The 23,578-nt window shown below is 67.2% G+C and carries 20 protein-coding genes; 13 read left to right on the top strand and 7 right to left on the bottom strand.

Annotation, left to right across the window (positions count from 1 at the left end):
- Positions 1 to 15 precede the first annotated feature (15 nt).
- The gene (locus MKD50_RS15505; RefSeq protein ID WP_252667579.1) at positions 16 to 360 is read left to right on the top strand and encodes a VOC family protein; all 345 of its coding nucleotides are present in this window, start codon (positions 16 to 18) and stop codon (positions 358 to 360) included.
- Positions 361 to 369: 9 nt separating this feature from the next.
- On the opposite strand, the gene MKD50_RS15500 is transcribed toward MKD50_RS15505, so the two are convergent.
- Entirely contained in the window at positions 370 to 1,554 is a 1,185-nt protein-coding gene (locus tag MKD50_RS15500; protein WP_025583301.1) for a helix-turn-helix transcriptional regulator, read from the bottom strand.
- A gap of 405 nt (positions 1,555 to 1,959) precedes the next feature.
- On the opposite strand from MKD50_RS15500, the gene MKD50_RS15495 reads away from it, so the two are divergent.
- The 3 genes from MKD50_RS15495 to MKD50_RS15485 are packed head-to-tail and all read left to right on the top strand — an operon-like array spanning position 1,960 to position 4,884.
- Entirely contained in the window at positions 1,960 to 2,775 is an 816-nt protein-coding gene (locus MKD50_RS15495) for an SDR family NAD(P)-dependent oxidoreductase (RefSeq protein WP_252667578.1), read from the top strand.
- Positions 2,776 to 2,812: 37 nt separating this feature from the next.
- Entirely contained in the window at positions 2,813 to 3,787 is a 975-nt protein-coding gene (gene lipP1 / locus MKD50_RS15490; RefSeq protein WP_252667576.1) for a LipP1 family hormone-sensitive lipase, read from the top strand.
- Positions 3,784 to 4,884: a 3,4-dihydroxy-2-butanone-4-phosphate synthase gene (locus tag MKD50_RS15485; RefSeq protein ID WP_252667574.1), complete on the top strand. Its 1,101-nt coding sequence runs from the start codon at positions 3,784 to 3,786 to the stop codon at positions 4,882 to 4,884. Before lipP1 ends, MKD50_RS15485 begins: the two co-directional genes overlap by 4 nt.
- On the opposite strand, the gene MKD50_RS15480 is transcribed toward MKD50_RS15485, so the two are convergent.
- The 4 genes from MKD50_RS15480 to MKD50_RS15465 form a co-directional block, all read right to left on the bottom strand.
- On the bottom strand, positions 4,838 to 5,854 hold the full coding sequence (locus MKD50_RS15480) for an acetyltransferase (protein ID WP_252667572.1): 1,017 nt from the start codon (positions 5,852 to 5,854) through the stop codon (positions 4,838 to 4,840). The genes MKD50_RS15485 and MKD50_RS15480 overlap by 47 nt on opposite strands.
- Before the next feature lie 19 nt (positions 5,855 to 5,873).
- Complete coding sequence (locus MKD50_RS15475) at positions 5,874 to 6,665, bottom strand: SDR family oxidoreductase (RefSeq protein WP_252667570.1); 792 nt, start codon at positions 6,663 to 6,665, stop codon at positions 5,874 to 5,876.
- 134 nt (positions 6,666 to 6,799) lie between these two features.
- Positions 6,800 to 7,987 carry a sulfotransferase family protein gene (locus tag MKD50_RS15470; protein ID WP_252667568.1) on the bottom strand — a complete coding sequence of 396 codons (1,188 nt, stop codon included), beginning with the start codon at positions 7,985 to 7,987 and terminating at the stop codon, positions 6,800 to 6,802.
- Positions 7,984 to 9,093, bottom strand: coding sequence for a DUF1214 domain-containing protein (locus tag MKD50_RS15465; protein ID WP_252667566.1), 1,110 nt, complete (start codon positions 9,091 to 9,093; stop codon positions 7,984 to 7,986). Before MKD50_RS15465 ends, MKD50_RS15470 begins: the two co-directional genes overlap by 4 nt.
- Here MKD50_RS15465 and cysD point away from each other — a divergent pair.
- From cysD to MKD50_RS15420, 9 genes are all read left to right on the top strand, one after another.
- Positions 8,975 to 10,201 (top strand): sulfate adenylyltransferase subunit CysD, encoded by a 1,227-nt coding sequence (gene cysD, locus MKD50_RS15460; RefSeq protein WP_371925353.1) that lies wholly within the window; start codon positions 8,975 to 8,977, stop codon positions 10,199 to 10,201. The two genes, MKD50_RS15465 and cysD, sit on opposite strands and share 119 nt — an antisense overlap.
- Complete coding sequence (gene cysN / locus MKD50_RS15455; RefSeq protein ID WP_252667564.1) at positions 10,201 to 12,120, top strand: sulfate adenylyltransferase subunit CysN; 1,920 nt, start codon at positions 10,201 to 10,203, stop codon at positions 12,118 to 12,120. Before cysD ends, cysN begins: the two co-directional genes overlap by 1 nt.
- 271 nt (positions 12,121 to 12,391) lie before the next feature.
- Positions 12,392 to 13,531, top strand: a complete 1,140-nt coding sequence (locus MKD50_RS15450; protein ID WP_252667563.1) for a helix-turn-helix transcriptional regulator — start codon at positions 12,392 to 12,394, stop codon at positions 13,529 to 13,531.
- A 366-nt stretch (positions 13,532 to 13,897) separates the two neighbouring features.
- Positions 13,898 to 14,143 (top strand): hypothetical protein, encoded by a 246-nt coding sequence (locus tag MKD50_RS15445; RefSeq protein ID WP_115699802.1) that lies wholly within the window; start codon positions 13,898 to 13,900, stop codon positions 14,141 to 14,143.
- Positions 14,144 to 14,301: 158 nt separating this feature from the next.
- Positions 14,302 to 14,865 carry a TIGR01841 family phasin gene (gene phaP, locus MKD50_RS15440; protein ID WP_115699801.1) on the top strand — a complete coding sequence of 188 codons (564 nt, stop codon included), beginning with the start codon at positions 14,302 to 14,304 and terminating at the stop codon, positions 14,863 to 14,865.
- A 131-nt stretch (positions 14,866 to 14,996) separates the two neighbouring features.
- The gene (gene phbB, locus MKD50_RS15435; protein ID WP_252667561.1) at positions 14,997 to 15,740 is read left to right on the top strand and encodes an acetoacetyl-CoA reductase; all 744 of its coding nucleotides are present in this window, start codon (positions 14,997 to 14,999) and stop codon (positions 15,738 to 15,740) included.
- A 72-nt stretch (positions 15,741 to 15,812) separates the two neighbouring features.
- Positions 15,813 to 16,379, top strand: coding sequence for a J domain-containing protein (locus tag MKD50_RS15430; RefSeq protein WP_252667559.1), 567 nt, complete (start codon positions 15,813 to 15,815; stop codon positions 16,377 to 16,379).
- Positions 16,380 to 16,713: 334 nt separating this feature from the next.
- The gene (locus MKD50_RS15425) at positions 16,714 to 20,061 is read left to right on the top strand and encodes a bifunctional diguanylate cyclase/phosphodiesterase (RefSeq protein ID WP_252667557.1); all 3,348 of its coding nucleotides are present in this window, start codon (positions 16,714 to 16,716) and stop codon (positions 20,059 to 20,061) included.
- A 62-nt stretch (positions 20,062 to 20,123) separates the two neighbouring features.
- On the top strand, positions 20,124 to 20,756 hold the full coding sequence (locus MKD50_RS15420; protein ID WP_252667555.1) for a glycine-rich domain-containing protein: 633 nt from the start codon (positions 20,124 to 20,126) through the stop codon (positions 20,754 to 20,756).
- Positions 20,757 to 20,913: 157 nt separating this feature from the next.
- Here the strand turns inward: MKD50_RS15420 and MKD50_RS15415 are convergent, their stop codons facing one another.
- Positions 20,914 to 21,909 carry a 2-hydroxyacid dehydrogenase gene (locus tag MKD50_RS15415; protein WP_252667553.1) on the bottom strand — a complete coding sequence of 332 codons (996 nt, stop codon included), beginning with the start codon at positions 21,907 to 21,909 and terminating at the stop codon, positions 20,914 to 20,916.
- Positions 21,910 to 21,961: 52 nt separating this feature from the next.
- Positions 21,962 to 23,554, bottom strand: a complete 1,593-nt coding sequence (locus tag MKD50_RS15410) for an aspartate:alanine exchanger family transporter (RefSeq protein WP_252667551.1) — start codon at positions 23,552 to 23,554, stop codon at positions 21,962 to 21,964.
- Between the last annotated feature and the right edge of the window lie 24 nt (positions 23,555 to 23,578).

The raw sequence follows: 23,578 nt of genomic DNA, 5'->3' as shown, positions 1-23,578 counted from the left end.
AAAGGAACCGACACCATGCAAGCCAGGCTGCTGCTTTACCCCGTTGCGGACATCGACGCCGCGCTGCCGTTCTTCACCGAAGCACTGGGACTGCCGGTGAAGTTCCGCGATGGCGACCGCTATTGCGCGCTCGATGCGGGCGCGCTGACGCTGGCGCTGGTGGCCGGCGAGGAACGGCTGGTGGATCAGCCGGCGCTGGCCTTCAAGGTGGACGAGGGAGTCGATATTGCCGCGGCGATGGCGCGGCTGGTGGCAGCTGGCGCCACGGTGGCGCAGCCTGCGACGCAGGGGCCGCACGAGACGCGCGCGGTACTGCGCACGCCGGAGGGCTTTGCGCTGGTGCTCAGCGCAAAGCCCTGACGTCTTGCTCTAGCCCAGCGAAATCACGCTGCTCAGCAGCATGCGCACCAGCGTGGCCTGGCGGGTCACGCCGGTCTTGGAGAAGATCGCGCGCAGGTGCGCGCGCGCCGTGTTCTTGCTGATGCCGAGTTCGTCCGCGGCTTCATCGAGCGTGAGGCCGTTGGCCAGCTGCAGCGCCAGCTGCGTCTCGGCGGGGGTGAAGTCGAACAGCTGGCGCACCACGTCGTGCGAGGCCTGCGAGCGGCGCTCGGGATCGCGGATAAAGACCACGCAGGCGGGACGCTTGCGGTTGTCCTCGGACCACTCGCTCAGCGGAATGGTGCGGATCAGCACGCCCAGCCTGGCGCTGCCGGAGGGCCGCGTGATCGACATCGCTTCCATCAGCGCCGGCGCGGTGCCAAGGTGGCCCATCATGGCCTGGCGCAGCAGGCGCTGGAACTTGCGGTTCTCCTGGCCGTATTCGACATCCAGCCCGCCCTTGGCGACACGGATGCCATCCTTGGCGCCGAGAATTTCATCGGCGGCGGCATTGGTCTTGATGATGGTGCCCGACTCGTCCAGGATCACCATGCCGACCAGCATGCGGTCGATGGCGCTGGCGTAGACGGTACGTTCCGACTCGACCACATCCAGGCGCGAGTGCAGGTCCACCGCGCGCTTCAGGTGCGGCAGCAGCGAGGTGCACAGCGCCTTGTCCGCGGCGGAGAAATCCGGGCCGTCATGGTCGCGGCACACACGGAAGCGGCATTCCACGCCGTCGTCGGTGCGCAAGTCGGCGCCGAGGATATAGCGGATGCCGACGTCCTTGAGAAACTGCAGGTACAGCTCGCTCTTGCACCACACGCCGTGCCCGAGGTGCTCGTCGATCGTTACCACCCGGTCCGACGGCAGCCCGATGAACGGATCCAGCGCGTAGTAGTAGTTGTTGTAGGAGGTCTCGCCCGGCAGCGTCGAGCCATGCTCGGAGGCGTTGATCATCAGCCCGGGACGATCGGTGGCAGGCGAGCGCAGGATCAGCGTGGCGTAATTGGCATTGAGCTGGCGGCGGATCTGCTCCAGCGCCTTGCCCCAGGGCACCTGCTCCATCGGGCCCTGGTAGATATTGCCCAGCAATGCGCTGAACTCCGACAGCGACACCGTCGCCTGCGCGAACAGGTGTGCGGCCGCCTGGCTCTGGCTAACCTCCATCAGCATTTCCTCTGTCTCCATTGTGGCGTGCTCAGCGCTCCGGACGAGCCGGGCCGCTGGCTTGTGCGGGCTCTGTGGCCCTTTTTTGCGCCCCCGATTATAGGGACGGCGAAGGGGTCGCGGCTTGCCCCCCTCTTCATGGTTTGCCCTAGGCAGCCTGGCCACACATGTGGGCGACACATTACGGCCGGACTAGTCCCGCGGGACAGGCCCATCGTCACGCGGCGGCGGCGCAAACACATACTCCAAACAGACTAAGGACAGACCCATGCCCGCCCGCCAAGGGCAAACCCCTATGCAACCGGTAGCGCAGGCGCGTCCTACCCAAACAGACGATGCCCGTGCGCCGCGCCGCCGCTACAAGGTGCCATGCGCGGCGATCGACGCCGCGGTTCTCAGGAGACTTCCACCATGGCGGCAAATCCGCGGCAGCAGGCCGCAGTCATCACCGGCGCAGCCGGCGGCATCGGGCTGGGGCTGGCCCATGCGCTGGCCGCGCAAGGCTATGCGCTGGCGCTGGCCGATATCGATGCCGATGCGCTCGAAGCCGCACGCGCGGCGCTGGCACGCGACGGCGCAACCGTCGTCGCCGTGCCCACCGACGTAGCCGACGCGCGGCAGATCGCGCACCTGTGCGACGAGAGCTTCCGGCAACTGGGCCGTGTCGACTTGCTGTTCAACAACGCCGGCGTGCTCGCCACCGGCCGCTGCTGGGAACTGCCGCCCGAAGTGTTCGACAAGGTCATGCGCGTCAACCTGTGGAGCGTGCTGCATGCGCTGCGCTGCTTCGTGCCGCGCATGGCGGCGCAGGGTTCGGGGCATATCGTCAACGTGGCGTCGATGGCGGGACTTGCCGTCGGGCCATGGCTGGCGCCCTACACGCTTTCCAAGCAGGGCGTGGTGGCGCTGAGCGAAGGGCTGGCGCTGGAGCTGCAGGCGGCGGGGCTGCCGATCAAGGTGTCGGTGGTCTGCCCCGGCCCGGTTGCCACCGGCATCGCGGCGGACCTGGACGGCGCCGCGCCGCAGGAGGTGCACCAGATGAACGGCGCACTGCGCACCGGCATTGCCGCCGGCCTGACGCCGGACCAGGCCGCGCGCGTGATCCTCGACGGCGTCTCGGCCGGCCAGTTCTGGATCCTGCCGCACGAGCAGGCCGCGCACGCGGCGCTGGTGCGCGCACAGGGCATTGCCGCGGGCAGCGCGCCGTCGTTCTCGTTCCAGGCCTGATTTCACCCCTGATTTCCCAGCCATTCCAGGAGACGCCATGCCGCTCGATCCACAGGCCCGTGCCATGCTTGATGCCATGGCCGCCATGCCCAGCCCCGACTTCTCCACGCTGCGCGCCGCCGACTACCGCGCCGCGCTGGCCGCCATGCCCGGCTTCGCGCCCGGCGACGCCATCGCCGCGCAGCAGGACCTCACCCTGGACGGCCCGGCCGGACCGCTGCAGGCGCGCCTTTACCGGCCGCACGCGCCCAATGAGGCCCAGGTCAACGCGGCGCTGCCGCTAGTCATCTATTTCCACGGAGGCGGCTTCGTGCTGTGCGGGCTCGATTCGCACGACAACATCTGCCGCAGCCTGGCGCATCGCAGCGGTGCGCTGGTGCTGTCGGTCGACTACCGCCTCGCACCCGAGGCACGCTTCCCGGCCGCGGCCGACGATGCCGTCGCCGCGGTGCGCTGGGCCTCGGCGCATGCGGCGCAACTGTGTGCCGACCCGTCCCGGCTGGCCGTCGCCGGCGACAGCGCCGGCGGCAACCTGGCCGCCGTGGCATGCCAGCAGCTGCGCGGCAGCGGCATCGCGCTGCGGCACCAGCTGCTGCTCTATCCCTGGCTGGACTGCAGCGATGCTGCCGCGGCCAGCGCCAGCTATCGCGAATGCGCGCAGGGCTATTTCCTCAGCGCCGCGGAACTGGCGTGGTATCGCGCCCAGTACCTGGCCACGCCCGCCGACGCCGGCGATGTCCGCGCCAGCCCGCTGCAACAGCACGACCTGCGTGGCCTGCCGCCGGCCACCATCATCACCGCCGAATTCGATCCGCTGCGCGACCAGGGCGAGGCCTACGGCGAGGCGCTGCAGCGCGCCGGCGGCAATGCGGCCGTGCGCCGCTGGCCCGGCCAGATCCATGGCTTCGCCAGCATGCAAGGGGTGATGGATGCCGCCAGCCATGTGCTGGATGCGGCCGCGGCGGCGCTGCGCCAGGCCTTCGGTGCATGCAGCCGGCAGGAGGCAGCATGAGCGCGGCGAACCTCCTGGCGCCGATGGCCGAAGTGCTGGCAGCGCTTGCCGCGGGCGAGCGCGTGGTGGTGCTCGAAGACGAGAGTGCGGAAGCCACCGGCTGCGTGCTGGTGGCCGCCGAGCGCGCCACCGAGGCCGACGTCAACTTCATGGCCGCCGAGGCGCGCGGCCTGGTGTGCATGGCCATCACCGAGGCACGTCGCGCGCTACTGCAGCTGCCGCCGATGGCTGCCGGCCAGCGCCAGCGCGAGCGCTACACCGTGTCGATCGAGGCCGCCAGCGGCGTCAGCACCGGCATCTCCGCCGCCGACCGCGCGCTGACGCTGCGCGTCGCGGCGGCGCCGCGCGCCCGGCCGCAGGACCTGGTCCAGCCTGGCCATGTCTTCCCGGTGGTGGCGCAGCCGGACGGGGTGCTGCGCCGCGCCGGCTTTGCCGAAGCCTGTTCCGACCTGCCCCGGCTGGCCGGGCGCGTGGCGGCCGGGGCCTATGCGCTGGTACTCGACGACGACGGCGAGCTGATGCGCGGACCGGCCCTGCTGGATTTCGCCCATCGCCACCGGCTGCCGGCGGTCTCGGTCAGCGCGCTGATCCACCACCGCCTGCTGACCGAGGGCGCGCTGCGCCGCACCCGCTCGACCGAACTGGCCACGCCGTTCGGGCGCTTCACCGTGCACGCCTACCATGACGCGCCGGTGGATGCGCTGCACCTGGCGCTGGTGCTGGGCCAGCCCGACCCGCACACGCCGGTGCTGACGCGGGTGCAGGCAGTGGAGATGCAGCGCGACGTGCTGGCCTTCGGCACGCCCGCGCAGCCGGCGTGGAACCTGGAGCGCTCGCTGGAACGGATTGGCGCCGAGGGTTGTGGCGTGCTGGTACTGCTCGATGAACGCGAATCGCCGCAGCAGCGGCTGGAGCGGCTGGCCGCTCCGGCCGCCGCCGCGCCGGCGCCGGCCTTCGCGCAGCGCGCGCTCGGCGTCGGCGCGCAGATCCTGCGCGACGTGGGCGCGCACAAGCTGCGCCTGCTGAGCCACCCGGTGCCTTACCGCGCGGTCACCGGCTTCGACCTGGAGGTGACCGAGTTTGTCCCGCCGGTCTGAGCGGCGCGCCGAAGCAGTCGGCAAAGCTGCGCGTGAAGCGCTCCACGTCGGCGTCGGGCAGGTGGTTGATACCGCCGGCCAGGCGCCGGCCGCCGCCGGTGTCGAAGCCGCGGCAGAAATCCGCCGCGCCGGTGGCGCTGTGCGGCGGCACCCGCACGCTGACGGCAAAACCGCCGCCGGACCGTGGCGACAGCAGGCCGATGGCATCGCCGGGACGCCCGCGCACCAGCTCGTTGGCGAGCACGCCGATCGCGCGCCGTGCCCACGGTGCATCGGGCAGCACCAGCAGCGCGGCGCCGGGCACCTCATGCACGGGCGAGAGGCGGCGCGCCCGGGCCATGTCGTTCTCGTAGCCGTCGCACAGCAGCGTGTAGGTGGCGCACTGCGCGGCGAAGTCCAGCGGGTCGGCGAACGGCAGCATGTGCTGCGCGAGTGCGGCCGGATCGCAATGCAGGTCGGCCACGCACTCGCCGTACGCGTTGTAGTTCAGGCAGGTGCCGAGCCGTTCCAGCACCGCGGTCTGGCCCGGGTCCAGGCCGAGCTGCGCCGCCATCGCGCGCGCCACCTCGCCGAGGTTGTCGCCAAAAGCCGCGGTAACCGCCCAGCGCCGGTGGCGCCCGCCCAGGTGGCGGTCGACCAGGATGCTGGTGCAGACCTGCGCTGCCTCGTCGATATGCGCGCGCAGCCCGGCATGCGACGGCACGTCGCCGGCGTGGTGGTGGTCGAAGTAGTCCACCTCCACCCCGGCGTCGAGCAGCCGCAGCAAGCCATCGCGGTTCTGGTCGAGCGAGATGTCGAGCGCGGTCACGGTATCGCCGGCGCGCGCGTCGATGCGCTCGAGCAGCCGGATATCGCGCTTGACGCCGGTAACCAGCGTGGCGTCGCTGGCGTCCGAACCGCCGGCCAGGCGCAGTTGCTGCAGGGCGCACAGGCCGTCGGCGTCGCCATTGAAGGCAAAGTAGCTTGTCATGGCATGCGGTGCTGTGGGCTCAGGGCATGAAATCGCCACCATTGGCGTCCAGCGAGGCGCCGGTGATGGCCTTGGCGTAGTCTGACACGAGAAACAGCGCAGCGCGCGCGCAGTCGTCGTCGGTCGGCATGCGCCCCAGCGCGATCTGTGCGGTCACCGGCGCGATCACCGCGTCTTCGCTCACGCCCTGCTCCGCCGCGGCGTGGCGCACATAGCCCTGCACCGGCGCGCCCCACATCCAGCCCATGAAGATGCTGTTGGCACGGATGCCATGCGGCCCCAGCTCGCGCGCCAGGTACTTGACCGCCACCGCCAGTGCGCCCTTGGATGCGGCGTAGCCGGATTCGCCCGGCATCGGCTTGCGCGTGGCCTGGGTGTTGATCATCACGATGGCGCCGCCGCCCTGCGGCTTCATCAGCGCCGCCACCTCCTGCGTCAGCGTCATGGTGCCGAAGACATTGGTGTCGAACACCTGGCGCCAGACGTCCAGGTCGGCCGCTTCCACCGGCTCGGGGAAATTGCCGTGCTGGAAGGCGCTGTTGACAAGCGCGTCGATGCGGCCGAAGCGGCGCAGGGTCTCGTGGGCAAGGTGGCGCGACTGGGCGCGGTCGGTGATGTCGGTCACCACCTTCAGCACCTCGCAATCGGCGCCGAGGGCATCGATGCGGGCCTGCGCTTGGTCCAGTTTCGCTTCGGTGCGCGCGGCAATGGCCACGGCGCGGGCGCCTTCGCGCGCCGCTTCCACCGCCAGCTTGATGCCCAGGCCGGGGCCGATGCCGGATACGATGACGATCTTGTCTTTCAGCAGCATGTTGGTGTCTCCTGGTTTTGGTGGTCTTTAGAGCCTGTCAGAAAGGCCGGGTTGCTCCCCTCTCCCCGCAGGCGGGAGAGGGAGTACGCAAGCGGGAGTTGGAAGGTCTGAGGTGCTGAATTCCGCTGCACCGATCATCCGGGCGCCTGGCGGTTCAGGATGTGCAGCGCCCGATAACCGGCGAAATCGCGCTCGAGCTGCGCCTCGCTCAGCCCGAACCGTTCCGGCGTATACGCATGCACCGCGCGCTGGTTGCGCGGGTTGCTTTCCATCCAGGCCCACATGCCGGCGCGCGCGGCCTCGGTCAGCGGCATGCCGGCGAAGCGGTAGACCGCCTGCGCCACGCCGAAGGGATCGCGCACCGTGTCCTCGAAGCGCACGTCGAGGAAACGGTCCGCGGGCATGGCGTCGCGCACGGCCATGGCGTGGTCGGTGCCGCGCCGCATCTGTGCGCTCCACTGGCGGCCCACCGTGACCGGGTCCGGATCCTCGGCGTACAGCTGCCACAGCGTATGCGCCATGCTCGCCATCGATGGAATGGTCTGCAGCGGATCACGGTGGGTCAGCACCACCTGCGCGCCCGGGAACACGCGGAACAGCACCTCCAGCGTATGCAGGTGCTGCGGGGTCTTCAGCACCCAGCGCTGCGCCGGCACCGTCGAGGCCTCGCCGCGCTGGCGCTTTTGCCACTGCAGGAACTGCAGCATGGTCTTCAGGCAGGCATAGACCTCGGTGTGGTCCTGCTGCGCCAGCCAGCCGGTGTAGGCCGGCACGTTGGCGTAGGAATCCATCGCGCACAGGAACGAATGCTCCATCAGCATAAACTCCTCGTCGGCGGCCATCGCGTCGAGCGGGTGGATGGCAAGGATGTCCGGGATGAACCGGATCATCTGCGCGACTTCCTCGCGCGCCGCGGCGATGCGCCGGCTGGGGTCGCGCACGTCCTCGCCCGGCAGCGGGGCCGGATAGCGGGTCTCCCACCAGGCGGCCGAGCTGAAGCGCGCGTCGGTGGCCAGCATGCGCTGCAGCAGCGTGGTGCCGGTGCGCGGCAGGCCGACGATGACCAGCGGGTCTTCCACCCGCTCCTGCAGGATTTCCGGATGGCGCCGGCAGTAGTCCTGCATCACCAGCCGGTTCACCAACTGGGCCCGCAGCTTGTCTTGCAGCATGTGCGCGCCTTGCGCCGACAGGTTGGCCTCAAGCGCCAGCGAATCCGACAGCACCCGCAGCGCCTCGCGATAGTTGCCCGGGCCGAAGTCGTCCAGGCCGCCGGCCTGCCCGCTCGCCTGCGCCAGCAGGCGTTCCACGTTGATGGCATTCATGCGTTGTTCTCCCTGAGCGATGCAAGCTTGACCACGCGCGTGCGCGGATGCGACGGCTGCGCCGCGCCGACCCAGCGCCAGCACATGGTGCCGTTGTGATGGCCGGCGGTTTCCAGCCAGTTGGGCAGGCCCGGGTCGCGCGCGCTGAGGATCACCGTGACGCCGCCGTCGGCGTTGAGCCGGGCACCGTGCTTGTTGAGGCAGATGTCGTGGTAGCGGTAGTCGAGCGATTCCATCCAGTAGTTGTTGATCTGGAAGTTCCAGAACTCGCACTCCGGCACCCGCTCGACCTCGACCACCAGCGCCTCGTCATCGGCGAGACGCCAGCACGAGTGGTAGTAGAAGATGTTGGGATCGCCGCCCGCCGCCTGGCACACCGCCTGGTCCGCGGGCGGCAGCGCGTTGACATGGCCGCCGTAACCCGCGGCCCAGTCGGCAAAGATGCGCGCGGTGCCCTCGACAAAACCGGCGGCACGCAGCAGTCCGGCGTGCAAACGCTCCGCGCTCAGCGCGGGCGGCTTGCCGTTGGCGTCGATACGCTCGATCTGCAATTGCGCCGGCGTCTCCGCCTTGCGGTCGAGAAAGGTCTGGCGCACCACCAGCGCATTGGTGGCCGGCTCCATGCGCACCCAGTTGCCCGCTTGCGGCTGAGCACTGAGTGTGATCTCGAAACTGCCGTCCGGCTCCACGGCAAGCCGGTTGCTGTCGATAAAGCCGGTCTGGACCATGCGTCCGTCGGTTTCGTAGCCGCCCTTCTGCGTGCCGAAACTCAGATACGCGACCGTCCCGCGCCGGCCACGGATGCGGTACGCCGCGTTGCCGTCCAGGCGCGCGTAGCGGTACAGGTTGTCCGGATTGTCAGCGCCGATCTTGGCGGTCTCGTGCGACGGCGAGAACAAGCCGGGGAACGCCGGATCGGCAAATTCCACATGCATTTCCAGCGCGATGCGCAGCAAGCGGCTCAGGTAGCGGAAGCCCTCGGCGCGCGTGAGCGCGTCCGCCGGCGCTTCCGGGCGCAGGATCTGCTGCCCGCTGCGCTTCAGTACGTCGCAAAAATCGGCCCAGGTCTGGCCGCTCAGCAATTGGTCTTCGGCGGAGGTCGCCATCTGCCTGCTCCCGTGGTTGGTCGGCGCAGCAACGATACCCAGCGCAGCACGGCTCCTTCCTCGTCCGGGTGGACTAGGAAATGCGCGCCGCGGCCCGCGATTTCTTAGTCCGCCCGGACGAAGTGGCGCAGGCCCCCGGATCGCTACCTTTTGCCCATGCCAGGCAGCCGCACAACCCTGCGCGGCGCCGGCAAACCAAGAGGAGACCCCGATGTTGACCCACCTGGAGCAACTGGAGGCGGAGAGCATCCACATCATGCGGGAAGTGGTGGCGGAGTGCGAGAACCCCGTCATGCTCTATTCGATCGGCAAGGACAGCGCGGTGATGCTGCACCTGGCGATGAAGGCCTTCCATCCCGCGCGGCCGCCGTTCCCGCTGCTGCATGTCGATACCACGTGGAAGTTCCGCGAGATGATCGCATTCCGCGACCAGACCGCGGCCCGGCTCGGGCTGGACCTGCGCGTGCACATCAACCCGGAGGGACTGGCGCGCAATATCAGCCCGCACGAACACGGCTCGGCCGTCCATACCGATGTGTGGAAGACGCAGGGCCTGAAGCAGGCGCTGGACCACTACGGCTTCGACGCGGCCTTCGGCGGCGCACGCCGCGATGAAGAGAAATCCCGCGCCAAGGAGCGCGTGTTCTCGGTACGCACCGCGCAGCACCGCTGGGACCCCAAGATGCAGCGCCCCGAACTCTGGCGCCAGTACAACACGCGCAAGCGCAAGGGCGAGAGCCTGCGCGTGTTCCCGTTGTCGAACTGGACCGAGCTCGATATCTGGCAATACATCTACCTGAACGAGATTCCGATCGTGCCGCTGTACTTCGCCAAGGAGCGGCCTGTCGTCGAACGCGACGGCACGCTGATCATGGTCGATGACCAACGCCTGCCGCTGCGTCCGGGCGAAACCCCGCAATTGCGCAAGGTGCGCTTCCGCACGCTGGGCTGCTATCCGCTCACTGGCGCCATCGAGAGCGAGGCCGACACGCTCGGCGGCATCATCCAGGAAATGCTGCGGGCGACCACGTCGGAGCGCCAGGGACGGCTGATCGACAGCGATTCGGCCGGTTCGATGGAAAAGAAGAAGCAGGAGGGATACTTCTGATGGAAACCCTGATCGACAACGCGCCGATGGCGCAACCCGCCGGCACGCAGAGTGAGATCGCTCAATATCTTCGTGCCCAGCAGAACAAGAGCCTGCTGCGCTTCATCACCTGCGGCAGCGTCGACGACGGCAAGAGCACGCTGATCGGCCGGCTGCTGTATGAATCGAAGATGCTGTTCGAAGACCAGCTGGCCCAGCTCGAAGCCGACTCGAAGAAGATGGGCACGCAGGGCGAGAACCTGGACTTTGCGCTGCTGGTTGACGGCCTGGCCGCCGAGCGCGAACAGGGCATCACCATCGACGTGGCCTACCGCTTCTTCGCCACCGACAAGCGCAAGTTCATCGTCGCCGACACCCCGGGTCATGAGCAGTACACCCGCAACATGGTGACCGGCGCCTCCACCGCAGACCTGGCCATCCTGCTGGTCGATGCCCGCCGCGGCGTGCAGACGCAGACGCGGCGCCATAGCTACCTGGTGGCCACGCTGGGCATCCGGCGCGTGGTGCTGGCCGTCAACAAGCTCGACATGGTGGATTACTCGCGCGAGGTCCATACGCGCATCGAAAAGGAATACCGCGAGTTCGCGCGGCAGATCGGACTGACCGATATCGTCTGCATTCCGATGTCGGCGCTGCGCGGCGACAACATCACCGCGCCCAGCGCCAATACGCCGTGGTACCAGGGCCCGACGCTGATGGACCACCTGGAGAGCGTGCCGATCGATCACGCGCCCGCGCAGGACGAGTCGTTCCGGCTGCCGGTGCAGTGGGTCAACCGCCCCAACCTGGACTTCCGCGGCTTTGCCGGCACCGTCAGCGCCGGCGTGATCCGGCGTGGCGACCGCGTACGCGCCCTGCCCTCCGGCCGGGAAAGCCGCGTGACGGGCATCGTCGGCGCCGCCGGCGCATGCGACCACGCCATGCGCGGCCAGGCGGTGACGCTGACCCTGGCCGACGAGATCGACGTCAGCCGCGGCGACGTGCTGGCCTGCGCTGAAGACCCGCCCGCGGTGGCCGACCAGTTCGAGGCCACGCTGGTATGGATGAACGAGGACGCCATGCTGCCCGGACGTCCTTACCTGCTCAAGCTGGGCACGCGCACCGTGGGCGTGACCGTGGCCCAGCCAAAGTACAAGGTCAACGTCAACACGCTGGAGCACCTGGCCGCGCGCACGCTGGAGCTGAACGAGATCGGCGTATGCAACCTGCACCTGGACCAGCCGGTGGCGTTCGACCCGTACGCGCGCAGCCGCGAACTGGGCGGCTTCATCCTGATCGACCGCCTGACCAACAACACGGTCGGCGCCGGCATGCTGCACTTTGCGCTGCGCCGGGCGCAGAACGTCCACTGGCAGGCCATCGACGTGGACCGCCGCGCGCATGCCGCGCTCAAGCACCAGTCGCCGCGCATCGTCTGGTTCACCGGGCTTTCCGGCGCCGGCAAGTCCACCATCGCCAACCTGGTGGAAAAGCGCCTGCACGCGCTCGGCCACCACACCTACCTGCTCGATGGCGACAACGTGCGCCACGGCCTGAACAAGGACCTGGGTTTCTCCGAAGCGGACCGCATCGAGAATATCCGGCGCGTGGCCGAAGTCGCCAGGCTGATGCTGGATGCGGGGCTGATCGTGCTGGTGTCGTTCATCTCCCCCTTCCGCTGCGAACGCGAGATGGCGCGCGCGCTCGCCGGCGACGGCGAGTTCATCGAAGTCTTCATCGACACGCCGCTGGCCGTGGCCGAGCAGCGCGACCCCAAGGGCCTGTACCGCAAGGCACGCCGCGGGGAGCTGAAGAACTTCACCGGCATCGACTCGCCCTACGAGCCGCCCGAGCATCCGGAAATCCGCATCGACACCACCGGCGACAGCGCCGAGCAGGCGGCGCAGCGGATCGTCGCATGGCTCAGGGACAGGCCCTAGGCTGAACGGACGATGAGGCGGTGGTGGGGGTGGGTACGATGGACGAAACCGACATTCTGCCGGGAATGCTCACCGTGCCCGCCTGAGGCCAAAGCACTTGCACGGCCGATTGCGTGCTCCCTCTCCCGCTTGCGGGAGAGGGTTGGGGTGAGGGCGAGCGCGTCGACGAAGCGCAGCCCGTCGGCATTGCCACCGCCGGCCCTCTCCCCCAGCCCCTCTCCCGCAGGCGGGAGAGGGAAGCACACCGGCGGTCCACCGAATCACCTCGACCATGCTGCCAGCTTCCCTTCCCGCCGCCGAACTCAGCGCCCTCCTCGCCCAACTCTACCAGGGCCCCACCGAACCCGTCCCCTGGGCCACCTTCCTCGAAAGCCTCCGCCAGCGCCTGGCCGCCGCCTTCGTCACGCTGGTGCTGCGCCACCCCGCCACCGACCGCCCCGGCCTGATCGTCAACGCCTCCGACTACGGCCCCCACCTGCCCGGCGAGCCTTCATACAGCGAGCAATACTACGCGCTGTGCCCCTTCCTGGACCTGCACCCCGACCGGCTCTTCAGCGCCGACGAACTGTTCGGCGAACCGGGCTGGCTGGCGCACCCGTTCTACGCGCAATACCTGCAGCCGCTCGGCCTGCGCTACATCCTGGCAGCCAACCTGGTCACGCCGGATGGCGTCGAATGCGCGCTGTTCATCAGCCGCACCGCGGCGGGGCAGGACTTCAGCGCTGCCGACAAGGCGCTGCTGCAGGACCTGCTGCCGCACCTGAAACGCGCGGTCGACCTGCATGCCGCGCTCGACGTGCTGGCCTCCGAACGGTCCCTCTACGCCGATGCGGTCGACCGCATGCAGGTGGGCACTGTCATCCTGGACGAGCACGGCCGCTGCATCCGCAGCAACGACGTCGCCGGCCGCCTGCTGCGCGCCCGCGACGGCCTCTACCTGGCGGACGGCGCGCTGCACGCGCACTGCCCGATGGAAAACCGCAGGTTCCGCAAGATCCTGGAGAGCGCCGCACAGGCCCACGCGCTGGCCACGCCCCGCAGCGAAGTCACCACGCTCAGCCGGCCCGCCGCGCCCACGCCGCTGAGCGTGCTGGTGCGGCCCATCGCGCTCAGCTACCGCAGCGAGGACAAGGCCCGCCGCCCCGCGGTAGCGGTCTTCATCCGCGACCCCGCAGGTTCGCCGCGCAACACCCACGCCAGCCTGCGCAAGCTGTTCCACCTGACCCCCACCGAGATCGAGCTGGCCCTGCTGATGGTCGACGGGCTGACCCTCGATGAGGCCGCGGCGCGGCTGGGCGTGAAGAAGAACACGGTGCGGGCGCATTTGCGGGGGATCTTTGCCAAGACGGGGGCGACGCGGCAGGCGGTGCTGGTGAAGATGTTGTTGTCTAGTGTGGTGGGCATGGGCTGAGGGTGGGCTTGCCGCTATCGTCGCCGCAGCTCGACCTTTGCGTTCCCCGCTGTCTTGCAGCGTGGAACGGCGCCCGGCAAATCAATGACCGACCGGTCGGGCTAATAACCAATGGGGATACCGCTGCGCAAACCCGCCCGAGCCATCGCATCAGAAACCCATGGGACCAAAGAAGAAAATATCCGAGACCGTCGACGATGACATTGAAGCCGCGGTGATAGGCACCTAAGATGGAGGTTCTGGCGCGAGCGGCAAGCCTGCCGTCGCCAGTCTGTGGTCTGCGATGACTGGACCTTCCGATCCAGGCAGGCCTGCGGTGTAGTGTAGTCCCGTAGCAAGAATAGACCTATAGCTTGGGAGACAACTGTGCTGAGTCATCATGAAATCGCCACGCTGGTCCTGGTGAACGACCACTCCGACGCCGCCGAGCTGGACGGCGCAGATATGCAGGCGCTGCTCGAAAAGCAGTTCATCACGCTCGAACGTCTCGGGCCAACCCTTGCCCACCCGCAAGTCACGATTCAAGGCTACGCCTTTCTCAAAGCGGTCGGTCGTGTTCGCGCAAGCGACGGCAAGGCACGCCAGCAAACCGCCTGCAGAGCATTGCTTTAACCCTTCGGGAACTGTCGACTTCCCTGGCCTGCTTTCGCGGCAAGGAGTAGCCGGCATTGCCAATGCGGGCATGGCAATCGTCGTGCCTTGACTCTCCGCTCCACGCAGCACTGGTCTCGCCCTCGATGCGAGGGGCGGAATTTATCTGGAGACGCAACATGACAAAGTGGTCCCCTGAGCAAATCAGCAAGCTTCAGATCACCGGCATCGACGCCTGGGCGGGGCTGGCCAGCAAGTCGCTGGATTGCATCGCCAGGTTGGTCGACCTGAATCTCCAGACCATGAAAACGACCCTGGAAGACGGGCAGGAATGCGCCAGAAAGGCCTTGTCGACCAAGGACACGCAAGAACTCGTTGAACTGCAAGCGCAATTGTTCCAACCCACGGCCGAAGCGATGCTGGCGTATCGGCGCCGTGTGCAGGACATTGTTGCCGATGCGCAGGCCAACGTCGAGAAGGTGCTGGAGGTGCAATATGCCGCCGGCAAGCGCGAGGTACAGGGATTCGTGGAAACCGCGCTGAGCAACGCCCCGGCAACCTCGATGACGCCATTCGTCGCCTGGCAGGAGGCGCTTAACGCCACGACCGCGCTCTTCGACTCCATGCAAGCGACGGCAAAGCAGGCCATGCAGATGGCCGGGAGCAGCTTCGATTCGGCCGCCGAAGCTACGTCCAAGGGCGTACGACGCCGCACTGCACCCGCCCCGCACACGGCGGAGTAATACCGCCGCCGCGTTTGTCGGCGCCGCCGCCAGGCCGCTTCCCATACCGATCCGGGACAACGCCCGGAACCGTGGCGTATTCGGTGGCCTGGCGTATGTCCCGCATATTTGAGACACAGAGGATCGCAGACATGACAAAAAAAATCGCCATCGTGACAGGTGGCATGGGCGGCCTTGGCGAAGCGATCAGCGTCCGGCTACAGGATGCGGGCTGCACCGTCGCGGTCACGCATTCGCATGGCAACAGCGGCGTTGACGCCTGGCTGGCGAGAATGGAAGAAGGCGGTAGAAAATTCCACGCCTATCCCGTGGACGTTGCCGACTACGAATCGTGCCAACTGTGTGTTGCGGCCATTCACGAGGAACTGGGCCCCACTGACATCCTGGTCAACAACGCCGGTATCACGCGCGATGCCAGCTTCAGGAAGCTGGACAAGGTCAATTGGGACGCGGTCATCCGCACCAACCTCGACTCGGTATTCAACATGACCAAGCCGGTGTGCGAAGGCATGGTCAGGCGCGGCTGGGGCCGCATCATCAATATCTCGTCGATCATTGGCTCCAAGGGCGGCTTTGGTCAGGCCAATTACGCCGCGGCCAAGGCCGGCATGCATGGATTCACTAAATCGCTGGCGCTCGAAGTTGCCAGGAGCGGTGTGACGGTCAACACAGTGTCGCCGGGCTTTATCGCCACCAAGATGGTAACGGCGGTCCCGCAAGAGATCCTGGACACCAAGATCATTCCGCATATCCCCGTCGGCCGCCTGGGAGAGCCGGAGGAAGTGGCGGCGTTGATCGCCTATCTTTGCTCGCACGAGGCCGGCTTCGTGACCGGAGCAAACATAGCGATCAATGGAGGACAACATCTGCAGTGAAGTTGACCGGCGTTCGGGACTGGGCAGGCGTGCTAGCATGGACGCCTTCGCCCTCCTCCCGCCCTGCTTCCCATGACAACGCTCTACGCGACGCTTGGCGTTCAGTCCGACGCCACCGTGGACGAGATCAGGCTTGCCTATCGCCGCGCGGCAATGAAATGGCATCCGGACCGCAATCCCGGCCGCGAAGCCGAAAGCCATGCCGCCTTCCAGCAGATTCGCGATGCCTATGCGATTCTGTCCGATGCCGAACAGCGCCAGGTCTACGACGACGTCTTCGAACGCGAAATGCGCCGGTGGCAAGCCGAGCACGCAGCCCAGGAGGCCAAGGAGCGCCAGGCACAGGAGCAGGCGAGGCGCGTCGCGCAGGAGCATTACGAGAAGATGGTTGCCATCGCGATGCGCTTTGCCGACGCCGGGCATTCGCGCGACGTCCTGTTCGGCGTCCTGCTCGGCAAGGACTGCGAGACGGAGCTTGCCGGACAAATTGCCGACAGCGTTCATGCACTGCATCAGTCGCGGCAGGCATGCGCCGAGAGCGACGAGGCCGTAGCGCCGGCGGATGCCGGCACGGCGCGCGCCGAAATCCCCAGCAGCCCGTTCGAGGCATTCTGGCAAGGGCTGTTCAGGTTTCGCTAGCAGCCGATTCCGGATGCGCGCGTCAACGCCCGCCACGCCATCGCCTCTGAACCACGGCACCTGCCCATCGAAGGCAAGTCGGGTCGCGCCCGGCCCTGCGTTGATGTGTCCCCACGCAACCAACTCACCCCCCGCTTTGGTGGGGTGTCGGCGTTGCAAAATTGAATCTCTGTTAACCGCCGTTTGATATAGATTGTAAAGACATTTAGAGCCACGGTTCGCTTGGCAGAACCTGGCCGTCGTTCATCTTTGGTATCAGCCGTCGGCGAGGACCGGGATCACCGGTCACCGTCGGGATCCGGGGGAGTCAATGTTGCGTCAGGTGCTTGCGCGCATGCCGAGCCCGCTTGGACGCCTTGGGTCGCGTTCCATCACAGCGGGCACGGTGCTTCTTGGAGCGCTGACGACGGCTGTCGTCTATGCGTTCTGCACCGATCTGCTGGAACGGGATGTGCGGTTGCGCTTCGAGAGCGATACCAGCGACGTGGTCCAGCAGATCGATACGCGGATCCGGCTCTATACCGACGTGCTGGTCACGATGCAGGCGCTGTTCGGCGCCAGCGACCATGTCTCGCGCGGCGAGTTTCGCGACTTTGTCGTCGGCCTGAACCTGCCGCAGCGCTACCCCGGTTTCCAGACGCTGAACTACGCGCCCTACGTGCCGGCGCCGGAGCTCGATGCGTTTATCGCCGGGCAGCGCAGTGATCCGGTCCTGCGCGAGGCCGGCGTGACGTTCAGCATCCGGCCGCCTGGCCAGCGGCCGGGCTACTTCGTCCTGACCTATGTCGAGCCGCTCGACACCAACCTGCCGTCCCTCGGCATCGACATGGGTGCCGAACCGCGCCGCCTCGCCGCGCTGGAGCGCGCCCGCGATACGGGGCAATCGGTGAGCAGCGGCCGGCTGATCTTCAGCGAGGCCAGCAATCCTCATGTGGGTATTGCCCTGCGCCTGCCGGTGTATCGCAAGGCGCTGAACCTCGATTCCGTGGAGGCGCGTCGGGCCGCTTACGTCGGCTCGGTCGGTGCCGGCATTCGCGTGGAGGATTTGCTCAGGGACCTGGTCAGCAACCAGAACCTGCGCCCGATCCGCTTTCGCGTCCATGATGCCGGCGACGTCGCGGCGCCGGCCGATGCCCTGTCCGCCGGCAACCTCCTTTATGACAGCCGCACGGGATTGGCGACGCCGCGGCCGGCCCGGGCCGCGGATGGCCGCGCCGCGCCTCGCGCGGGCACGCCGGCGGACGAACCGGCAGCCGCGGCGGCCAGCCGGGACAACCTGGCCAAGAGCGTGGCGCGCAATTTCGGCGGACGGCGCTGGGTCATTGCCTTCGCCGCCGACTCGACCGCGATCGGCGGTCCGCAACGCTATCTGCCGACGCTGGTGATCGTTTCCGGGATGATCATCACCGTGCTGCTGGGCTGGCTGGCTTACGCCCTGTCCAGCTCGCGCGCACGGGCCGTCGCCGTCGCCGACCAGATGACGCACAGCCTGCGCGAGAGCCAGGCGGCGCTGGCCGAGGCGCAGCAGATTGCCCAGCTGGGCGACTGGCGCATCGACCTGGGCAAGGACGTCGCGCACTTTTCACGGGAAATGGGCCGCTTGCTGGGCTGGCGCGGCCACCGGCCGAGCCCGGACACGCTGTTCCAGGCGATCGAGACCAGCCATCGCGCCGTGCTGCGGGAACGGATGGAAAAAGCCGTGCGGGATCGCCAGCCGTTCGAGCTAGAGTGCCCTTACCGTTCGCAACGCGGACGGCGCGGCTGGCTGCACCTGATTTGCCACGCGCATGGTCCGGCAGGCAGCAGTACCGCCTTGCGCGGCACAGCACAGGATATCAGCCAGCGCAAGTCGGCCGAACAGGCGCGCGCGCAAGAGCACCAGATCGCCCTGCACCTGGCCACGGCCGACAGTGAAGCCGAAGTGCTCGAGGACATCGTCCACACCCTGCTGGAAGGCATGGAATGGGAGGCCGGGGCCTTCTGGCCGGCCGACGACGGTCATGGCAACAAGCTGCCGCAGGTACGCCTGAGCCGCGCCAAGGCGCTCGAGCCTTGGCTCGCTGCGCGCCCTGCCCGTGCGGCGGGTGCCACGGGCATCGCGGCGCCACAATGGTATGCGGGGCTCCATGACGTGGCCAGGCACGCGCAAGCCGGTTGGCTTGCCAGCGGTGGCATTCGCACGGTATTCGCCTTTCCGCTGAGCCGGGGTCACGTCACCCTTGGCGTGGTCGAACTCTATTCCCGCACCCGGCGCAGCGCCGATGTCCATGCGCTGGCGATGGCCGGCGGCATTGCCAGCCAGACCGGGCACTTCCTGCTGCGGCGGCAGGCCGAGGAAAACCTGCGTTTCATCGCCAACCACGATGCCCTGACCGGCCTGCCCAACCGGCTGATGTTCAAGGCCGAGTTCGAAAAGGCCCTGGCACGCGCCCGCGCCGGCGGGCAGGCACTGCATGTGATCTTCGTCGACCTGGACGAATTCAAGGTCGTCAATGACACCATCGGCCACAACGCCGGCGATGCCGTGCTCCGCGAAATGGCCGAGCGGCTGCGCCAGGGCCTGCCCGGGGTGGAACTGATTACGCGTTTCGGCGGCGACGAGTTCGTCGTGCTGCTCGACCCCAAGGGCGATCCGACCATTCTCGGCCGGACCATCTCGCAACTGCAGGCCGTGCTCACGCCCGCCTTTGTCATCAATGAATCCGAGATGCGGATGACCGCCAGCATCGGCATCAGCTCGTTCCCCGAAGACGGCGACGACTGGCAAACCCTTCTCAAGCATGCCGACCTGGCCATGTACGGTGCCAAGCAGCTGGGCAAGAACGGCTACCAGTTCTATTGCCGCGGCATGAGCACTACATTGCAGCGGCGCATCGACATGGAGTCGCACCTGCACCGCGCGCTCCAGAACGACGAGTTCGTGCTCTATTACCAGCCGCGCATCGCGCTGGCATCCGGCACCTGCACTGCAGTCGAGGCACTGATCCGCTGGCGCCACCCGGAGCTGGGCCTGGTCATGCCCGCGGACTTCATTCCCTTCGCCGAGCAAAGCGGCGCCATCGTAGAGATCGGGGCGTGGGCGCTGCGCGAGGCGTGCCGCCAGAATGCCACGTGGCTGGCCCAGGGACTGCCGCCGGTGCGGGTCTCGGTCAATCTCTCCGCCCGGCAGTTTGCCGACAAAGCGCTCAGGCTGACCATCATCGATGCGCTGCGCCAGGCAGCGCTGCCCGGCAACCTGCTTGAACTGGAGCTGACCGAAAGCATGGTCATGCGCGATGCCGAGCAGGCTTCGAACTGGCTGTCGCGCCTGAAGCGAACCGGCGTGCGCCTGGCCATCGATGATTTCGGTACCGGTTATTCCTCGCTCGCCTACCTGAGCCGCTTCCCCATCGATACGGTCAAGATCGACCGCAGCTTCGTCCGCTATGTACCCGAAAGCCGCAGCGACACGCAGATCACCAGCGCGGTGATCGGACTGGGCCACCGGCTCGGCCTGGAGGTCGTCGCCGAAGGCGTGGAAAACGAGGCACAGCTCGAATTCCTGCGCCGCGAAGGCTGCGACGAAGTGCAGGGCTACTACTTCAGCCATCCGTTGCCGCCGGCGAAGATCACTGCCTTCCTCGCCAGCCGCATGGAGCGTGGCTCCGATTTCGCTCGGGGCCAGGAACCGATGAGCGCCTGACCAGGCGCGCCGTCGTGTCGTCGCATTGCAGGCAGTCCAACAAAAAGAGAGGAAACTGGATCATGCATGAACGTACTGTGCAAACCATGTGGCAAGACATCGATGCCCTCGATTTCTCGAGGATGAAGGCCAAGCTGTTGCACCAGCAGCATCAGGACTGGACCCCGGCGGCCCTGGAGCAGGCCGAGGACGGCTACCGCCAGTTCCTGAAGCTGGCCGCGAAGTATCCGGACACGCCGGCAGTGCCCAGCGAGCAGGTCGATGCCTTCTGGCATGCGCATATCCTGGATACCCGGCGCTATGCCGACGACTGCATGCGCATCTTCGGCCGTGTGCTGCATCACGATCCCTACGTTGGCATCGATGGCCCGGAAGACGAGGCGCGCCTGCTGGCGATGGCCGCCTCGAGCGATGCGCTGAACCTGCGCGAGTTCGGCAGCCCGCTCACCTCCGCGGCCTACTGCGCGCGCGCTGCAACGGACCACGCCGCGTATTGCGCGCGCATGAGCGAAAAGAAGGATGCCGCTTATTGCGCCCGGCTGGCTCAAAGTACGGCTGCCGCCTACTGTGCCCGCGTGGCGACGGACGCGGCCGCCTACTGCGCACGGGCAGCGGAAGGCGGGCTGGGACAAGCGCACACGGTCACGACGCGGCCCGCTTACTGCGCGGTGAACGCGCCTCGGGGTGTTGCCTGACCTCGGATCAGGCAGGCATTCAGCACGCTTAGCCGGTGTGCTGGCGACACTGGCACACAAACCTGCGGATCGCTCCCCGTTATCTGTCAGGTGATTTTGAATGCGCGGCTCTGCCGCGCATTTTTTTATCCGGGCGATACCGATCCGACAGCCATGTTCAACTGACGCCGACTTCGTTCGTGAGCGGCTTGCCGCTTTCGAACTCCGTCACGCTGCGCAAGGTTGTTTCGCAAATGGTGGTCACGGCCTCGCGCGTGAGGAAGGCCTGGTGCCCGGTCACGATCACGTTAGGAAAGGTGACTAGCTGCTGCAGCACGAAGTCGTCGACGATGGTGCCGGACAGGTCGCGGAAGAACAGGTCCGCCTCCTGCTCGTACACGTCGATCGCCAGCCCGCCGAGTTGCCCGCTCCTGAGCGCTTCGATGACTGCTGCCGTGTCGATCAGCCCACCGCGACTGGTGTTGATCAGCAAGGCGCCTGGCTTGGCGCGCGACAGCGTTTCGGCGTTGATGATGTGATGGGTCTCGGGCGTGAGCGGGCAGTGCAGCGAGATGCAGTCCGCGCTTGCGCCGATTTCCCCCTCGTCCGCGTAGCGTCCGCCAAGGGCCTCGAATTCCGGGGACGGGTACTTGTCGTAGCCGATCACGTTGCAACCGAACCCGACCATGATTTTCGCAAACACGCGCCCGATCTTGCCGGTGCCGATCACGGCCACGGTCTTGCCGCACAGGTCGAAACCCATCAGGCCTTCAAGCGAAAAATTGAAGTCCCGCGTGCGGTTGTAGGCCCGGTGGATCTTGCGGTTGACCGCCATCAGCAGGGCCACTGCGTGCTCGGCGACCGAGTTGGGCGAGTAGTCGACCACGCGCACTACCTTGATCCCAAGCGCCTGCGCGGCTTTCAGGTCGACGTTGTTGAACCCCGTGCAGCGCAGCGCGACCAGCCTGGTGCCGCCGCGTCGGAGCGCTTCCAGCACGGTCGCATCGGCCCGGTCATTGACGAAGATGCACACTGCGCCGTGGCCCGCGGCAAGGCCCACCGTCGCACTGTCCAAGGGAACTTCGAAGTACTTGAGCCGATGGCCTTCGGCCGCATTCGCGGCATCGAGATGTTGACGATCGTAGGACTTTGCGCTGAAGACGGCGATATCCATGATGTGTCTCCGCGGCGAATCGCATGGCGCGCTTCGCCCAGGTTGCCCTGCACTATCCGCCAGCCAGTGTGGCGGCGACCTGTACGAACAGGATTTTCACGATGGTCATTGACGGGAAGATCATCGAGTAGCCAAGGTCGGGCCGCTCGGTAGGCGCGACGCGGTTGGCAAAGGCAAGAATGGCGGGATTGCCGGTCGCGCCGCAGATCACACCCACCGCCAGGTCGAACGGCAGCCTGAAGACCCAGAGGCAGAAAATCGCGGTAATCAGCAGCAGGGCAAGCAGGATCACCACGCCATAGACCAGGAAGGACACCCCGGTCACGCCGATGGTGGCGAAGAACTTCGGCCCGGAGGCAATGCCCACCTGCGCCAGGAAGATGGTCAGTCCGAAGTTGCGCAGGACCAGGTTGGCCGACAGCGGCATGGTCCAGACGAACGGCCCGAGACGGCGCACCCGGCCGAGCACGAGGGCGACCAGCAGCAGCGCCGCCAGCCCCAGCGCCAGCGTGCCGACGCCGGGAATCGGCACCGGGATCAGCCCCACCAGCAGCCCGAGGGCGGCGCCGATGCCGATCGAGATAAAGCTCAGCTCGGCGGTGCCCTTGATGGAGTCGCCGAACAGCGCGCGAATCGGCTTCATGTGGGCGCGATTGACCAGCAGGCCGACGCGGTCACCGAACTCGAGGGTGAGGTCATCGCGGGGCATCAGGTCCGCATCGCCGCGCCGCACATGGGCGATCGAGCAGACCATGCCTTCGGGAAAACGGATCTCGCGCAGCGTGTGCCCGACCACGAGCCGGCTTGAGGCGAACACGCGCATATAGTCCAGGTCTTCGCGATGGCTCGTCATGCGGCCTGGCTGCAGTTCTCCGCACAGCGAGGTGGCTTCACGCAGCACGGCCGGATCGGTGGCGGTCGCGAGCAGCACGTCGTTGGCCTGCAGGACCAGGTCATCGGCGGACGGGTGGTTGTGGTGGGCGCGACGCACGGCGGCAATCGCTACCCCGTCCGGCAGGCGCGCTACCACCTCGGACAGCCGCACACCGATAAACGCCGGGTTGGTCAGCGCAATCTCAGCGGTCTCAATCAGCCTTGGTGGCGGCCGCACGATATTCGGCTTGAGCAGCGCGGTAAGGGCATACAGAAACAGGATCGGCCCTGCCACGCCGACCGGGTACGCGACACTGTAGCCTACTGCGGCGCCGTCGCTCTTCATCGCCACCATCGCGGCCTGCAGGCTTGCCGTACTGGTGCCCGCGCCGGCGAACATGCCTAGCGACTCGTCCAGCTTCACGCCGACCAGCGGCACCAGCGCAACCGCGACCAGTCCGGAGCCAACCACGCCAAGGACCGCCGCGGCGTTGGCCTTGATGCCATCCGGGCTGGTCAGACCCTTGAAAAACTGCTCCCCGTACTGGATCCCAATGCCATAGAGAAAGAGCAGCAGCCCCAGGGTGCCAAGGATGGCAGGCGGCGCGGACTTTGGCGCGAACCCGCCGATCGCCAGCCCCACGAACAGCACCGCGCCCGAACCGAGCGACACGCCCTTGATATTGATCTCGCCGATGACATAGCCCAGTGCAACCGTGAGGAACAGCGTAAGCAGCTGCTGGGTTTCGAGCAATGTCCGGAGTGCATCCATGCCGTTCTCCGCTGGAAGTTCTGA

It is taken from the genome of Cupriavidus mimosae (assembly GCF_023952485.1).
In the GTDB taxonomy this organism is placed as follows: Bacteria; Pseudomonadota; Gammaproteobacteria; order Burkholderiales; family Burkholderiaceae; genus Cupriavidus; species Cupriavidus taiwanensis_C.
This window is presented reverse-complemented; position numbering and strand designations above follow the sequence as displayed.

Coding starts and splice junctions, on each gene's coding strand:
- MKD50_RS15505 (WP_252667579.1), top strand. CDS start 16: ATGCAAGCCAGGCTGCTGCTTTACCCCGTTGCGGACATCGACGCCGCG.
- MKD50_RS15500 (WP_025583301.1), bottom strand. CDS start 1,554: ATGCTGATGGAGGTTAGCCAGAGCCAGGCGGCCGCACACCTGTTCGCG.
- MKD50_RS15495 (WP_252667578.1), top strand. CDS start 1,960: ATGGCGGCAAATCCGCGGCAGCAGGCCGCAGTCATCACCGGCGCAGCC.
- lipP1 (WP_252667576.1), top strand. CDS start 2,813: ATGCCGCTCGATCCACAGGCCCGTGCCATGCTTGATGCCATGGCCGCC.
- MKD50_RS15485 (WP_252667574.1), top strand. CDS start 3,784: ATGAGCGCGGCGAACCTCCTGGCGCCGATGGCCGAAGTGCTGGCAGCG.
- MKD50_RS15480 (WP_252667572.1), bottom strand. CDS start 5,854: ATGACAAGCTACTTTGCCTTCAATGGCGACGCCGACGGCCTGTGCGCC.
- MKD50_RS15475 (WP_252667570.1), bottom strand. CDS start 6,665: ATGCTGCTGAAAGACAAGATCGTCATCGTATCCGGCATCGGCCCCGGC.
- MKD50_RS15470 (WP_252667568.1), bottom strand. CDS start 7,987: ATGAATGCCATCAACGTGGAACGCCTGCTGGCGCAGGCGAGCGGGCAG.
- MKD50_RS15465 (WP_252667566.1), bottom strand. CDS start 9,093: ATGGCGACCTCCGCCGAAGACCAATTGCTGAGCGGCCAGACCTGGGCC.
- cysN (WP_252667564.1), top strand. CDS start 10,201: ATGGAAACCCTGATCGACAACGCGCCGATGGCGCAACCCGCCGGCACG.
- MKD50_RS15450 (WP_252667563.1), top strand. CDS start 12,392: ATGCTGCCAGCTTCCCTTCCCGCCGCCGAACTCAGCGCCCTCCTCGCC.
- phaP (WP_115699801.1), top strand. CDS start 14,302: ATGACAAAGTGGTCCCCTGAGCAAATCAGCAAGCTTCAGATCACCGGC.
- phbB (WP_252667561.1), top strand. CDS start 14,997: ATGACAAAAAAAATCGCCATCGTGACAGGTGGCATGGGCGGCCTTGGC.
- MKD50_RS15430 (WP_252667559.1), top strand. CDS start 15,813: ATGACAACGCTCTACGCGACGCTTGGCGTTCAGTCCGACGCCACCGTG.
- MKD50_RS15425 (WP_252667557.1), top strand. CDS start 16,714: ATGCCGAGCCCGCTTGGACGCCTTGGGTCGCGTTCCATCACAGCGGGC.
- MKD50_RS15420 (WP_252667555.1), top strand. CDS start 20,124: ATGCATGAACGTACTGTGCAAACCATGTGGCAAGACATCGATGCCCTC.
- MKD50_RS15415 (WP_252667553.1), bottom strand. CDS start 21,909: ATGGATATCGCCGTCTTCAGCGCAAAGTCCTACGATCGTCAACATCTC.
- MKD50_RS15410 (WP_252667551.1), bottom strand. CDS start 23,554: ATGGATGCACTCCGGACATTGCTCGAAACCCAGCAGCTGCTTACGCTG.